Consider the following 14,441-nt stretch of genomic DNA (forward strand, 5'->3'; position numbering starts at 1 on the left):
CATGCCACCATCTTCGGGGCGGTGAGTGGTGATACGAGGACAAGACCAGATGACCGGGACGGCTGACGTGGGCGAGGGCGAGGACTCCGACGAGTCCTCCGACACCATGCCCGCAAGCCCCGGTGGAGAGCCCGCCGCCACGCCGACACCCGAAGTCTCCCTGATCAAGGACCGGACGATCAAGACCCCGCAGCCGACCGAACCCGGAGCCGTCCCCGGGGCCGGGGCGCCCGGACCGGCCCCGGCCGGCGTCCCGGCCCAGCAGCCCGAGCCGCCCGCCGTCCCCGAGCCGTCCCCGGCGGCCGAGGAACCGCCCCCGGTACCCGAGGAGCCCTTCCTGGTACCCGAGGGACAGGAGCGGCCGCAGGAGCACGCGGGGTACGAGGGGTACGACCCGCTGGACGACACCCCCTACCTGGACGTCGACGAACCGCTGCTCGCCGCCCGCGCGCACCGCCCGTCGGACCTGATCCGCTTCCTGGCCGGCGTCCTCGGCATAGTCGCCGTGTTCGTCCTGGCCGGGGTGGCGACCTCGACCACCACCGGCATCGAGCTGGACATCGCCTCCAACGCGCCGCGCTTCTCCCCGGTGCTCGCCACCATCACCGGCCTGGTCTCCAGCGTCGCGGTGCTCGCCGTCCCGCTCGCCTTCGCGGTCGAGCGCCTGATCAAACGCGACGGCCTGCGGGTCGCCGACGGCGTCCTCGCCTCGGTGCTCTCCTACGGCGTCTCGCTCGGCATCGACTGGTGGGTGGCCGAAGGCGCCTCCGAGCACATCCGGGACGCCCTCACCCGGCTGCCGATGGACAGCAACGGCACCCTCACCGACCCGGTGCACGGCTATCTGGCGCCGGTGATCGCCTACATGACCGCGGTCGGCATGTCGAGCCGGCCGCGCTGGCGGGTCGCCCTCTGGGTGGTGGTGGTCTTCAGCGGGCTCACCGAGCTGCTCGGCGGCTACACCACCCCGCTGTCCCTGCTGCTCACCGTGCTGATCGGCTGGTCCGTCGCGTACGGCACGCTGTACGCGATCGGCTCGCCCAACATCCGGCCCACCGGCCAGCACCTGATGATCGGCCTGCGCAAGGTCGGCTTCACCCCGGCCAGCGCCCACCGCGCCCCCGACGCCCCCGGCGGCACCCGCCGCTACTACGTCGGCCAGCAGAGCGGCCCGCCGCTGGACGTCCACATCATCGACCGCGAGCAGCAGGCCTCCGGCTTCTTCTACCGCGCCTGGCGGCGGCTGCGGCTGCGCTCGGTGGCCGTCCGCCGCAGCCCTCAGTCGCTGCGCCAGGCGCTGGAGCAGGAGGCGCTGATCGCCTACGCGGCCGCCGCCTCGGGCGCCCACTCGCCGCAGCTGGTGGCCACCTCCGAGCTGGGCCCGGACGCCGCGATCCTGGTCTACGAGAACGTCGAGGGCCGCATCCTGGACGACCTCTCGGACGAGGAGGTCACCGACCGGGTGATGGCCTCGCTCTGGGAGTCCGTCGCCGCCCTGCACGAGCGCCGGATCGCGCACCGCCGGCTGACCGGCGAGTCGCTGCTGGTGGTCGACGAGAAGGCGGCCTGCCTGGTCAACCTCTCCGGCGGCGACATCGCCGCCACCGATCTGACGCTGCGCATCGACGTCGCCCAGCTGCTCACCACCTTCGCCCTGCGGATCGGCCCGGAGCGGGCGGTCGCGACCGCCAACGCCGTCCTCGGCGCCGAGCGGGTCGCGCAGGCGCTGCCGCTGCTGCAGCCGGTCGGGTTGAGCCGCTCCACCAGGGTCGACCTGAAGAAGCTCACCAAGGAGCGCAAGACCGCCGCCCGGGCCCAGGCGCTGGAGCAGGTCGCCGCCGGCGAGCGCACCCAGCAGCAGGCCGAGGAGGACATCGCGCTCGCCGGGGAGGACCTGCTCAGCCGGATCCGCGGCCAGATCCTCCAGATCGCCCCCGAGGCGCCGACCGAGACGGCCAAGCTGGAGCGGCTGAAGCCGAAGAGCCTGATCATGGTGATCGCGCTCACCTTCGCCGCGTACCTCGCGCTGACCACCATCAAACCGGCCCAGCTCAAGCTCTCCCAGATGGACTGGGCCTGGGCGGCCGTGGCGCTCGCCGCCGCCGCGTTCAGCTACGTCGCCGCCTCGATGAGCCTGACCGGCTTCGTCCCGGAGAAGCTGCCGTTCCGCCGCACCGTGGCGGCCCAGCTGGCCGGCTCCTTCGTCAAGCTGGTGGCGCCGGCCGCGATCGGCGGCATCGCGCTGAACACCCGCTACCTGCAGAAGGCCGGCATCCGCTCCGGGCAGGCGGTCGCCTCGGTCGGCGCCTCCCAGCTGGCCGGCCTGGCCGGGCACCTGCTGCTGCTGTTCAGCTTCGGCCTGATCACCGGCAGCCAGACCAACGGGGACCTCTCGGCCTCCCGCGCGGTGATCATCGGCGTGCTGACCGCCGCCGTGCTCGCCCTGGTGGTCGCGGCCGTCTCGCCGCTGCGGCGGTTCGTGCTGAACCGGCTGCGCTCGCTGTTCTTCGGCGTGGTGCCGCGGATGCTCGACCTGATGCAGACGCCCAGCAAGCTGGTCACCGGCTTCGGCGGGATCCTGCTGCTGACGCTCTCCTTCACCGCCTGCCTGGACGCCTCGGTGCAGGCCTTCGGCGGCAGCATCAGCTTCTCGGCGGTCGCGGTGGTCTTCCTGACCGCCAACGCGGCCGGCTCGGCCATCCCGACCCCCGGCGGCATCGGCCCGGTCGAGGTCGCCCTGATCGGTGCGCTCACCGTCGCCGACGTGCCCCCGACGATCGCCACCCCGGCGGTCTTCCTCTACCGGGCGCTCACCTTCTGGCTGCCCGTCCTGCCCGGCTGGATCTCCTACAACATGCTCCAGCGCAAGGGCGCCCTGTAGGGCTCCCGGTACGCGGGAAGGGCCCGCCGGATCGCTCCGGCGGGCCCTTCCGGCGTCTGCTAGTAGACCGGCTTGTGCGGCTCGACCTGGTTCACCCAGCCGAGCACGCCGCCGCCGAGGTGGACGGCGTTGGAGAACCCGGCCGCCTTCACCACGGCCAGCACCTCGGCCGAGCGGACGCCCGACTTGCAGTGCAGCACGATCTTCCGGTCCTGCGGCAGCGACTCCAGCGCGTTGCCCATCAGGAACTCGTTCTTCGGGATCAGCACCGCGCCGGGGATGTTGACGATCTCGTACTCGCCGGGCTCGCGGACGTCGATCAGGAAGATGTCCTCCTTGTCGTCCTGCCACTGCTTGAGCTGCTTCGAGGTGATCGTCGAACCGGCGGCGGCGGCCTGGGCCTCCTCCGACACGACGCCGCAGAAGGCCTCGTAGTCGATCAGCTCGGTGACCGTCGGGTTCTCGCCGCAGAGCGCGCAGTTCGGGTCCTTGCGGACCTTCACCTGGCGGTAGTTCATCTCCAGGGCGTCGTAGATCATCAGCCGGCCGACCAGCGGCTCGCCGACACCGGCCAGCAGCTTGATCGCCTCGGTGACCTGGATCGAGCCGATGGACGCGCAGAGCACGCCCAGCACGCCGCCCTCGGCGCAGGACGGGACCATGCCCGCCGGCGGGGCCTCGGGGTAGAGGCAGCGGTAGCACGGGCCGTGCTCGGCCCAGAACACGCTGGCCTGGCCGTCGAAGCGGTAGATCGAGCCCCACACGTAGGGCTTGCCGAGCAGCACCGCGGCGTCGTTCACCAGGTACCGGGTGGCGAAGTTGTCGGTCCCGTCGACGATCAGGTCGTAGCCGGAGAAGATCTCCATCACGTTGTCGTTGTCGAGGCGCTCCTCGTGGAGGATCACGTCCACGTAGGGGTTGATCTCCTTGACCGAGTCCCGCGCCGACTCGCCCTTGGAGCGGCCGATGTCCGACTGGCCGTGGATGATCTGCCGCTGCAGGTTGGACTCGTCCACCACGTCGAACTCGACGATGCCGAGCGTGCCCACGCCGGCGGCGGCGAGGTACATCAGCGCGGGCGAGCCCAGGCCGCCGGCGCCGACGCACAGCACCTTGGCGTTCTTCAGCCGCTTCTGCCCGGCCATGCCCACGTCGGGGATGATCAGGTGGCGGGAGTACCTGCGGACCTCGTCGACGGTGAGCTCGGCGGCCGGCTCGACCAGGGGTGGCAGCGACACGGGGACTCCGATGGTCGTCGGTTCAGGTGGCCAGGGGCCGACCTCTAGTGGCTTCACGCTCCGCCACCGCGGTGGCTCAGCTAGGCCAACAGTGTCATGCCGCCCCGGTATTCCGAGACAGTCCGTCCGACTGGCGAGACAGCCGGCCTCGGATGCTGGGACCGCCCGCCGGAGCCCCCGGGGCGGCGGACGACGGGCGCCCGGGAGCGCCGCGGCCCGCCTCAGCGGGGCCGTCGCGCACCCGGGCACCACGGGCCGGCGGGTCAGACCCGGCAGGCCGTCTCCAGCCAGACGTCACCCAGCGACTCCTCCAGCGGCACCTGTGTCCGCCAGCCGAGACGGTCCCGGGCGGTCCGCACGTCCGCCTGGCGCCACGGCACCGGCTCGCCCGCCGGGCCCCGCCCCTCGGCCGGCCGTGCCTCCGCGGGCCGGTGGTACGGGCCGCCGTGCTGGCCCGCGTGCCGGTCGACGTGCCGGTCCGCGTGCCGGTCGACGTGCTCGACCGGCCCGCCGGCCTGCGCGGGGAGCAGGACCGGCCGGTTCTCCTCCACGATCGCCCCCTCGAAGCCCGAGGCCCGGACCAGCAGCTGGGCCGCCTCGCGGGCCCGGACGGCGTGCCCGCTGCCGATGTTGATCACCCCGGTGGCCGCCGACACCGCCGCCGCCTGGATCGCCCGGGCGACGTCCCGGACGTCGACGAAATCCCGGTATCCGGACAGGTCCGGCATCCGCACCTGCGACTCCTCGCGCTCCAGCGCCCGGCGCAGTCCCTCGGCGAGCCGCCCGAACAGCGAGGCCGTCGGCGCCCCCGGCCCCACCACGTCGAACACCCGGAGCACCGCCGCGTCCAGCCCGGAGGCCAGCACAAGCTCCGTCCCGGCGAGCTTGGAGACCCCGTACGGGCCGACCGGGCGCGGCTCGGCGCCCTCCGAGACCGGGACCCCGCCCGGCACCGGCCCGTACTCGGCCGCCGAGCCGACGTGCACCAGCCGGGCCGGCTCCCGGCTGCGCCGGATCGCCTCGCAGACCGTGGCGACGGCCAGCGTGTTCGCCCGGATCAGCGTCCGCGAGCTGCCGTAGGTGGCGCCCGCGCAGTTGATCACCACCTGGGGCGCGACCGCGTCCAGGAACCGGGCGAGCGCGCCCGGACTCCCGGTGGTCAGGTCGAAGCGGATGTCGGCCGAGTCGCGCCGGCCGAGCACCGTCACCTGCAACTCCTGGTCCACGAGCAGACGATCGGTGACCCGGCGGCCGATAAAGCCGTCGGCGCCCAGCAGCAGCACCCTCATCGGGGGTGTCCTTCCACGAAGCGAGGTCGGGTACGACCTGGCGGACAGAGTGAACAACGGGGAGGTCGAACGGTTCGGTGGGGCCGGGCTCAGCGGTGCGTGTCGGCCCGGTCGAGCACCGGCCAGGCGTACGCCACCAGGGCGAGCGCGACCGCGCCGCCGCCGAGCAGCCAGGCCGTCGGCGCGGAGCGGCCCAGGAGGAGCGGCGCCGCGACGGCGGCCGGCCCGGCGAGCGCGCCCAGCGCGGCGGCGGCGGTCCGGCCGGACCGGGCCAGCAGCGCGGGCAGCACCAGCAGCAGCCCGAGCACACCCTGCGCCGCCCACTGGGCGGGGTCGGCCCGCTCGGCCACCAGGTGCGGCAGTCCGCCGCCGGGGCCCGGCCCGGGCCGGGGCGCCACGGCCGTCAGCACCGCGAGGGCGGCGAAGGTCAGGACCGCGAGGACGGCCAGGTGCAGGGCGACGGCCACCGGCAGCACCGGCCGCATCCGGGCCCGGAACTCCGCGAGGGTGCCCGCCACGCGCAGGTGGCCGCGGGCGATGTGCCGGAACCACCGCGCCGCCCACTCGGCCGACCCGGCCGACAGCGCCGCGGCCAGCACCAGCGCGGCCGTCGCCCGGGTGTCCCCGGTGCCGGACGCCCCGAACCCGGCGCCGACCCCGGCCAGCGGGAGCAGCAGCAGGGCGGCCACCCCGCACCCGTGGCCCAGCCCGGCCGGCCGCAACCGCCGGGCCCGGGGGCCGGGGCCCCCGGCGGACGGTCCGAGCCCGGCGTCCGGCAGGTCGACGGGCGGAGCGCCGGCCGCGGCCCCGCCGGCCCGGTCGGCCCGGTCGGCCCGGTCGGAGGCGGACACCGCCGACCCCAGCGCGAGCACGGCGGCGGCCGGCAGCAGCACCGGCCACCGCCCGGCCGCCCCGACGGCCGCCCCGACCGGTGGCACGGCCAGCGCCGCCGCCCGGAGCGCCGCACCCCACCGGCGCGGCCGGTGGCCGTCCGCCGCCGCCGGGTCCGGCGGCGGACGGCGCGGCACCCGGGCGTACAGCTCGTCGGCGAGCGAGAACAGATCGGCGTGCCGGCAGCGCGCGGCCGTCTCCGGCCCGCAGCCCGCCTCCTCCAGCCCGGCGGCGATCTCCAACGGATCGACGGCCCGCTCGCAGAGCTCCCGGTGCTCCGCCATCACCTCCCGCACCGGATCGCCGAAGACTCCGGGCCCCGTGGCCGGGCCGCTCCCGGCGACCGGCGCGCCGCCGGCCATCAGAGGGCCTCCGCGAGTGCGCCGGGCCGCTCGGACGCCTCGCCCGCGCCCTCGCCCTGCCCCTCGCCGGCCGGCTGCCCGGTGCCGGCGCCGTCCCGGCGGTCGGCCAGCCAGTACTCGGCGGGCCGGGCGAACGGACGGGGCCGCTCGGCGGCCGCACCACCGGACCGGGCCGCCGGGAAGGCCGGCCACTGCGAGACCAGCTCCAGGTAGATCTCCCGGAACGCGCCGATCACCGGTTCCACGGCGAAGCGTTCCTGCGCCCGCAACCGGCCCGCCAGCCCCAGCCGGGCCCGCCGCTCGGGGTCGCGCAGCAGGGCCAGACAGGCGCCCGCCAGTGCCCGCGGGTCGCGCGGCGGGACGAGCAGTCCGGTCGGGCCCACCACCTCCCGGGCCACCCCGACGTCCGTCGAGACCACCGCCCGGCCGCTCAGCATCGCGTCGGCCAGCAGCCGGGGGCCGCGCTGCGAGAGCGCCGAGAAGACCACCACCGTGCCGCTCTCCCAGGCCGCCGCCACCGGGTCGGGCCGCCCGGCGAACTCCACCGCCCCGGCCACCCCCAACCGGTCGGCCACCGCCTCGCAGTGCGCCCGGTAGCCCGGGACGGCCTCCTCGCCGTGGACCACCAGCCGGGCCGCGGGCAGCTCGGCGCGGACCCGCGCGAAGGCGTGCAGCATCAGCTCGGTGTCCCGGCCCGGCTCCAGCGCGCCCGCCCAGGCCAGCGTCGGCGCGGCCGGCTCCGGCCCGGCCGCGGCCCGGGCCACCGCCGGGGTGCCCTCGTGGACCACCCTGGTCCGCGCCGGGTCGGCGCCGCAGCGGCGCTGCCACCGCTGGTCGTGGGCGCTGCCGGGGGTCAGTATCGCGGCCTGCCGGTACGTCTCCCCGGTGAGCGAGCGGAAGAAGGAGAGCAGTAGGGCCCGGACCGGCCAGCGGTAGGGCGCCTCGCGGTAGCCGAGGTACTGCTCGCGCAGGTGCAGCCCGTGCTCGGTGACCACGAACGGCACCCCGTGCAGCCGCTTGGCCACCAGCGCCGGCAGCGCCGCCGGACCGCCGCCGACCACGTGGCAGAGGTCGGCCGAGCCGAGGCCGCCCGGCCCGGCGCCGTACCAGGGGGCCGAGAGCGGGCGCAGGCACTGCTCCAGCAGGTCCGCCGCGACCAGCACGTCACGGACCAGCGGCTGCCCGGCCGTGGTGTCGGCGCCGGGCGAGCGCCAGACCCGCTCCAGGGTGCGCCGGGCGGCGGCGGAGGCCAGGAACGCGGACAGGCCGCCGTCCTCCCGGGCGAGCGCCGCCAGCCGGTACAGCCCCGCCCCGAACGAGGCCCGCTCGCCCGGCATCACCAGGGCCCGGACCAGCTCCTCGTACGCCCGGGCGTACTGGCGTCCGCGCAGCGCGCCGGGCAGCCGGCCGGCCGGGCGGCGCCCCCACAGCGCCAGCTCGTGCACCCCCAGCCAGCGCCCCAGCGGGCTCTCGGCGATGCCCGAACCGGCCGCGCCGGCCAGGACGAACAGCTCGAAGTCGTGCTCGGTGAGACCCTCCACCAGCCGGGCGCACCAGCCGCCGACGCCGTGTCCGGGGTGCGGACGGGCACCCTCGGTGAGCAGTGCAACGCGCACGGGAGACCTCCAGAACAGAACGGGACGACGGATGGCTGGAGCGGCTCGATCGGCACCCGGGCGCCCCGTGCGGGCACGGGTGCGGCCCGGGCGGAGGAGTCCGGTCGGCCGGAAGCACCGCGGCCCGGGCCGGCGGTCGCACCACCGGCTCCCTGCGTGCGGCCGCCCTCCGGCTCCTCCGGCGGCCGCCACTCCCCCACACCTGTTCGGTCCGACAGCAGAAAGGTAGGACCGGGCCCCGGCCCTCCATCGGTCACATGCCTGGTTGCCACCTGAACGAGTGAACCGGCGTGACCTCGCCCCGGAGCGGGGCGTTACCGCCCGTCCGTCCCCACGCCCCCGCCGGGCCCGTTCCGCGCCCCCGCCCGGCCCCGCGCCGGCGGCTCCGCGCCCCCGCTCAGCCCCGCGCCAGCAGCTCCCGCACCGCCCGGGCCACCCGCTCCGGGTGCTCCATCATCGCCACGTGCCCGGAGTCCGGCAGCACCAGCAGCCGGGCGTCCCCGAACGCCGCGCAGGCCCGTCGCGCCGAGCGGTACGAGACCAGCTTGTCGCGCAGCCCGTACACCAGCAGCGTGGGCGCCGTCACCCGCTCCGCCTGCCGCCAGAGCGCCTGCTCGCCCCGCTCGGTGTACGCCGAGACGATCCCGCGGGCCGAGCCGGTCAGCGCCCGCATCGCGTGCGGCACCGCGGTCCGCCGCCGGTACTCGGCGACCGCCTCGGCCCGGGCCGCCGGCGAGAGGCTCCGCGGATCCCCGTAGACCAGCCGCAGCAGGCCCTCGGTGGCGTCCTCCGGGCTGCGGCCGTTCGACGGCAGCCGGCCCAGCAGGGCGGGCAGGCCGGGCACCGCGAGCAGCCCTGTCGGCCAGGCGGTGCGCCGCGGCGGCAGCTCGGGCAGCGCGGGCGAGATCAGCGTCAGGCTGCGCACCAGGTCGGGCCGGAGCGCGGCGAGGCGGACGGCGACGGCGCCGCCGAGCGAGTTCCCGAAGAGGTGCACCGGGCCGCGGCCGGTCGCCTCCAGGTAGCCGGTCACCGCGCGCACGTGTCCGGACACGGAGAGGTCCCCGTCGGCCGGCGGCGCCGAGTGCCCGAAGCCGGGCAGGTCCACCGCCTCCCCGTCGACGAGGCCTGCCAGCCGCTGCATCAACGCCGTCCAGTTGGCCGCCGAGCCACCGAGTCCGTGCACGAAGAGTGCCTGCTCCCGGCCGCCGGCGGCCTCGCCGCCGGCCCGGTGCACCGCCAGTTCCGCACCGGCGGTTCCGACCGTCCGGACCCCCGCGGGATCCCCCGCCTCCGTACGTACCCGCTGCTCGGCGCCGCTCATGGTGGACGATGGTAGTGAGCCGCGGGTGCACCGGGGCCGTCCCAGCTCTCGTCGCACCACTGCCGTCGCCGGTGGTCAGCGCCGTATTGTGGGCTCCTGACAAGGGGGCTCGGTGCTTTTCTCACGCTCGCCAAGCGCGAACGCGGTTACCGAAAAGTAGAATCGGTCATCTTGCCAGCCCCGAACAACCCGTGAAGTGAGGAGCGCCGTGACGGCCATCCAGGAGGCGCAGGAGCGCCCGCGCGGTGCCCGCCTGCCGCGAAGCGCCCGCCGTGAACAACTGCTCGGTGCCGCCCAGGAGGTGTTTGTCGCGCAGGGCTACCACGCGGCCGCCATGGACGACATCGCCGACCGCGCCGGGGTCAGCAAGCCGGTGCTGTACCAGCACTTCCCCGGGAAGCTGGAGCTCTACCTGGCGCTGCTGGACAAGCACTGCGACGCCCTGGTCGACTCGACCCGCGAGGCGCTCGCGGCGACCACCGACAACAAGCACCGGGTGGCCGCGACGATGGAGGCGTACTTCAACTACGTCTCCAGCGAGTCCGGTGCCTTCCGGCTGGTCTTCGAGTCGGACCTGACCAACGAGCCGGCCGTCCGCGAGCGGGTGGAGCGGGCCTCGGACGCCAGCGCGACCCTGGTCAGCAAGGTCATCCAGGAGGACACCGACCTCCCCGAGGCCGAGTCCAAGCTGCTCGCCGCCGGCGTCTGCGGCCTGGCCCAGATCACCGCCCGCTACTGGCTCTCCCAGGGCCTGGAGATCCCCCGCGACGAAGCCGTCCGGCTGGTCGCCAGCCTGGCCTGGCGCGGCCTGAAGGGCTTCCCGATGCACCCCGCCGCCGAGGCCGCCGAGGCGCAGGCCGCCGACCAGTGATCCGCCGACCTTCGCCAGGGCACTGATCCGGTGCTCTATGGTGAAGCCGTACGGCGCGATCACCACGAACGCTTGTCCCAGGCGGTCCGGTGACCGCGCGTGGCTGGCTGCAACCCGGAGGGACGGAAGTCGTGGAGGTCAAGATCGGCGTGCAGAACGCGCCGCGCGAGATCGTGATCGAGAGCTCGCAGACCGCCGATGAGGTCGAGAGCGCGATCGCCAAGGCGCTGGAGGGCCCCTCGAAGCTCTTCGCGCTGACCGACGAGCACGGCCGCCGCGTCATCGTCCCGGCCGAGCGCCTGGCGTACGTGGAGATCGGCGAGCAGGCCGCCCGCAAGGTCGGGTTCGGCACGCTCTGAGCTGCTTCGTGGTGCCCCGTTCCCCGCCCGGGGAACGGGGCACCACTGCGTGTACGGCCGGGTGGACCGGGGTACGGCGACAAGTGCGGCCGTCCGGAGCCGCCCACCGCACCGGGGAGGCACCCTTGCTGGTCGAGTCGATCGCCTTCGCCCTCGTCGGCCTGATCGTCGGGGCCACCGCGCTGCTGGCCCTGCCGGCGTACTTCCCGGCCGGCCGGGGGCTGACGCTCGGGACGGCGCTGGTGTCGGCCCTGCTCAGCGGGGTGATCACGCACTTCACGCTGGACGGCCGGGTCCCGGCGGCCAGCATCGGCATCGCGGCGGTCGCCTCGGCACTGCTCACCTCGGTGCTGGCCCGGCCCGACCTCGCGGCCGGGCGCCAGCCCGCCCACCGGCACCGCCCGCACCGGGCGGGCGCGCACCGCCGGCAGCGGCACGCCTGAGCCCCGCCGGCCCGGCCGGGCAGCTCAGGAGGCGAGCCCCAGCGCGGCCATCCGCTTGGTGTGCGCCTCGGTGATCCGGTTGAACATCTTGCCGACCTCGACCAGGTCGAAGCCCTGCACCTGGACGCCGCCGACCAGCAGGTTGGAGAGTGCGTCGCGCTCGGCCACCACCCGCTGGGCCTGGCTCAGCGCCTCGCCCATCAGCCGCCGGCCCCAGAGCGCCAGCCGGCCGCCCGAGCGCGGGTCGGCCTCGATGGCCTGCCGCACCTTGTCGACCGCGAACTGGGCGTGCCCGGTGTCCGACATCACGCCGAGGACCAGGTCCCGGGTGTCGTCGTCGAGCCGCACGGCCACCTCGCGGTAGAAGTCCGTCGCGATCGCGTCGCCGACGTAGGCCTTGACCAGGCCCTCCAGCCAGTCCGAGGGCGCCGTCATCCGGTGGAACAGCTCCAGCGGCTCGACGAACGGCCGCATCGCCTCCTGCGGGTCCGCGCCGACCTCCGCGAGCCGGTCGTGCAACCGCTGGTAGTGCTGGAACTCGGCGGAGGCCATCCGGGCCAGCTCGGCCTTGTCGGCGAGGCCCGGCGCGAGCTTGGCGTCCTCGGCGAGCCGCTCGAAGGCGCTCAGCTCGCCGTACGCGAGGGCGCCGAGCAGGTCCAGCACGGCCGCCCGGTAGCCCGGATCGGCCGAGCAGCTCGCCCAGTCCCCGATCGAGCCGGCCGTGTCGTCCTGCGTCTCACCATGGGTCTCCATGACCTGCCACCTTAGTCCGGCGCGGCCCCCCGCACACGCGCGGTGGCCCCCGGCACCCGCTCCGCGACCGGTGCGCGGGGAGCCCGGCGCGGAGCCGGCGCGACGGTACGGCGCGGGCGGTGTCAGACGCGTCACGTGTTCGAGTCGTCGCGTGACTGTATGGTGGTAGCGAGGTCCGTAGTGCTCGCACGGTGTCACCGCCGTCTCGGTGCGCCGGGCAAGCCCGCTTCGTAGCGGCACCGTCCGGCAGGACGTGCCCGCACCGGAAGCCGGGCACTCACGTACGCGGATGCCCGGTCGGAGAGCCGATCGGCTCCGACCATGGCTTGGACTTCAAGCCTTGGCACCGCATCAGTGGCCGAGCGAGGGCCGCCGAGACCGCGCCGCACGGCGCAAGGTCCCGCGCAGGTCCCTCAAGGGAATCCTCCCCGACGCCGCCGTGACCGCGCCCCTCACCGGGCCCCGCGGACCGGCCGGCCGCAGGGACCGGCGCGGTTGTGCGTCCACGCAGCTGTACCAGGGCCGTCCAGGCCCGTACGCAGCAGCGCGGCTGCCCGCCCGCCGCTCGTTCTCGGCCCCTCCACACGGAAGAGGCAGCACCCTGTCCACCAACGCTGAACCCATCAAGACCACCTTCCGGGACCTGGGGATCCTCCCGGAGACCGCCGAGGCCCTGGAGGCCGTCGGCATCATCCACCCCTTCCCCATCCAGGAGATGACCCTCCCGGTCGCGCTGACCGGCCACGACGTCATCGGCCAGGCCAAGACCGGCACCGGCAAGACCCTCGGTTTCGGCCTCCCGCTGATCGAGCGGGTCGTCGTCCGGGCCGACGTCGACGCCGGCCGGGGCACCGAGGAGCAGCTCCACGAGGCCCCGCAGGCGCTGATCGTCGTCCCGACCCGCGAGCTCTGCACCCAGGTCACCAACGACCTGCAGACCGCCGGCAAGGTCCGCAACGTGCGCGTGCTCGCCGTCTACGGCGGCCGGGCCTACGAGCCGCAGGTCGAGGCGCTCAAGAAGGGCGTCGACATCGTCGTCGGCACCCCGGGCCGCCTGCTGGACCTGGCCGGGCAGAAGAAGCTGGACCTCTCGCGGGTCCGCTCGCTCGTCCTGGACGAGGCCGACGAGATGCTCGACCTGGGCTTCCTGCCCGACGTCGAGAAGATCCTGACCATGCTGCCGGCCAAGCGGCAGACGCTGCTGTTCTCGGCCACCATGCCGGGCCAGGTCATCAGCCTCGCCCGCCGGTACATGAACCAGCCGACCCACATCCGCGCCGCCGCGCCGGACGACACGGGCACCACCGTGGCCAACACCGAGCAGCACATCTTCCGTGCGCACTCGCTGGACAAGGTCGAGCTCGTCTCGCGCATCCTGCAGGCCGACGGCCGCGGGCTGGCGATGATCTTCTGCCGCACCAAGCGCACCGCGGCCGACGTCGCGGACCAGCTGACCCAGCGCGGCTTCGCGGCCGGCGCCGTCCACGGCGACCTCGGCCAGGGCGCCCGCGAGCAGGCCCTGCGGGCCTTCCGCAACGGCAAGGTCGACGTCCTGGTCTGCACCGACGTCGCGGCCCGCGGCATCGACGTCGAGGGCGTGACGCACGTCGTCAACTACCAGTGCCCCGAGGACGAGAAGACCTACCTGCACCGGATCGGCCGGACCGGCCGCGCCGGCGCCTCCGGCACCGCCGTCACCCTGGTCGACTGGGACGACATCCCGCGCTGGCAGCTGATCAACAAGGCGCTGGACCTGTCGTTCAACGCGCCGGAGGAGACCTACTCCACCTCGCCGCACCTGTTCGAGCTGCTGAAGATCGCCAAGGGCACCACCGGTGTGCTGCCGCGTTCGGAGCGGACCCGGGCCGGGCTGGGCGCTGAGGAGGTCGAGGACCTCGGCGAGACCGGCGGTCGCGGGGCCCGCTCGGCGCCCGGTCGCGCCCCCAAGGGCGGCCGGACCGGTGGCGGCCGGGGCGCCGCCCCCGTCGCCGAGGCGGCCGAGGAGAAGCCCGCCCGCCGGGCCCGCGAGCGCCGTCGCACCCGCGGCGGTTCCACGGTCGAGGGTGACGCCGTGCTCGACGCGACCACCGAGGCCGTCGCCGCGGTCGACGCCCCGGCGGCTCCGGCCGTCGAGGGTGCCGAGGGCGAGGGCGCGGCCCCGCGCCGCCGCCGTCGCCGTCCCCGCGCCGCCGCCGGCGAGACCGCCGTCGACGCGGTGACCGAGGCGCCCGCCGCGGTCGCCGAGGCCGCCGCTCCGGCCGCCGCCGCGCAGACCGCGGAGAAGTCCGAGGGGAAGCCGGCCGTGAAGCGGACCCGCTCGCGGGCCAAGGCGACGGCCGAGCCGGTCGCCGAGGCCGCCACCGCGCCACCACCAGCACGCCGGCGCCCACGGCCCAGCCCCTCCCCTTGGCGTCCTC

11 protein-coding genes are annotated in these 14,441 nt (G+C 75.2%); 5 read left to right on the forward strand and 6 right to left on the reverse strand.

Annotation, left to right across the window (positions count from 1 at the left end; genetic code table 11):
* Positions 1-49: 49 nt before the first annotated feature.
* A complete protein-coding gene (locus ABT263_RS32140) occupies positions 50-2,881 on the forward strand; it encodes a flippase-like domain-containing protein (protein WP_352295786.1) in 2,832 nt (943 codons plus the stop codon).
* 59 nt (positions 2,882-2,940) lie between these two features.
* On the opposite strand, the gene moeZ is transcribed toward ABT263_RS32140, so the two are convergent.
* The 5 genes from moeZ to ABT263_RS32165 all read right to left on the reverse strand — a co-directional run bounded on the left by moeZ (position 2,941) and on the right by ABT263_RS32165 (position 9,598).
* Positions 2,941-4,119: an adenylyltransferase/sulfurtransferase MoeZ gene (gene moeZ / locus ABT263_RS32145; RefSeq protein WP_329489492.1), complete on the reverse strand. Its 1,179-nt coding sequence runs from the start codon at positions 4,117-4,119 to the stop codon at positions 2,941-2,943.
* Positions 4,120-4,382: 263 nt separating this feature from the next.
* Positions 4,383-5,408, reverse strand: coding sequence for an NAD-dependent epimerase/dehydratase family protein (locus tag ABT263_RS32150; protein WP_329489491.1), 1,026 nt, complete (start codon positions 5,406-5,408; stop codon positions 4,383-4,385).
* A gap of 89 nt (positions 5,409-5,497) precedes the next feature.
* On the reverse strand, positions 5,498-6,661 hold the full coding sequence (locus ABT263_RS32155; protein ID WP_352295789.1) for a hypothetical protein: 1,164 nt from the start codon (positions 6,659-6,661) through the stop codon (positions 5,498-5,500).
* Positions 6,661-8,277 (reverse strand): DUF3492 domain-containing protein, encoded by a 1,617-nt coding sequence (locus ABT263_RS32160; RefSeq protein WP_352295792.1) that lies wholly within the window; start codon positions 8,275-8,277, stop codon positions 6,661-6,663. Before ABT263_RS32160 ends, ABT263_RS32155 begins: the two co-directional genes overlap by 1 nt.
* A 397-nt stretch (positions 8,278-8,674) precedes the next feature.
* On the reverse strand, positions 8,675-9,598 hold the full coding sequence (locus ABT263_RS32165; RefSeq protein WP_352295794.1) for an alpha/beta fold hydrolase: 924 nt from the start codon (positions 9,596-9,598) through the stop codon (positions 8,675-8,677).
* A gap of 208 nt (positions 9,599-9,806) precedes the next feature.
* On the opposite strand from ABT263_RS32165, the gene ABT263_RS32170 reads away from it, so the two are divergent.
* The 3 genes from ABT263_RS32170 to ABT263_RS32180 all read left to right on the forward strand — a co-directional run bounded on the left by ABT263_RS32170 (position 9,807) and on the right by ABT263_RS32180 (position 11,271).
* Positions 9,807-10,469 (forward strand): TetR/AcrR family transcriptional regulator, encoded by a 663-nt coding sequence (locus tag ABT263_RS32170; RefSeq protein ID WP_329489487.1) that lies wholly within the window; start codon positions 9,807-9,809, stop codon positions 10,467-10,469.
* Between the two features lie 131 nt (positions 10,470-10,600).
* Positions 10,601-10,828, forward strand: a complete 228-nt coding sequence (locus tag ABT263_RS32175) for a DUF3107 domain-containing protein (RefSeq protein ID WP_329489486.1) — start codon at positions 10,601-10,603, stop codon at positions 10,826-10,828.
* A gap of 125 nt (positions 10,829-10,953) precedes the next feature.
* Positions 10,954-11,271, forward strand: coding sequence for a hypothetical protein (locus ABT263_RS32180; protein WP_329489485.1), 318 nt, complete (start codon positions 10,954-10,956; stop codon positions 11,269-11,271).
* A 24-nt stretch (positions 11,272-11,295) separates the two neighbouring features.
* Here ABT263_RS32180 and ABT263_RS32185 read toward each other — a convergent pair whose 3' ends face one another.
* Entirely contained in the window at positions 11,296-12,024 is a 729-nt protein-coding gene (locus tag ABT263_RS32185) for a ferritin-like fold-containing protein (RefSeq protein WP_329489484.1), read from the reverse strand.
* 715 nt (positions 12,025-12,739) lie between these two features.
* On the opposite strand from ABT263_RS32185, the gene ABT263_RS32190 reads away from it, so the two are divergent.
* Positions 12,740-14,441: DEAD/DEAH box helicase (locus ABT263_RS32190; RefSeq protein ID WP_352295795.1), on the forward strand; the 1,702-nt coding region annotated here is incomplete at its 3' end.

The organism is Kitasatospora sp. NPDC001603 (genome assembly GCF_040298365.1).
In the GTDB taxonomy this organism is placed as follows: Bacteria; Actinomycetota; Actinomycetes; order Streptomycetales; family Streptomycetaceae; genus Kitasatospora.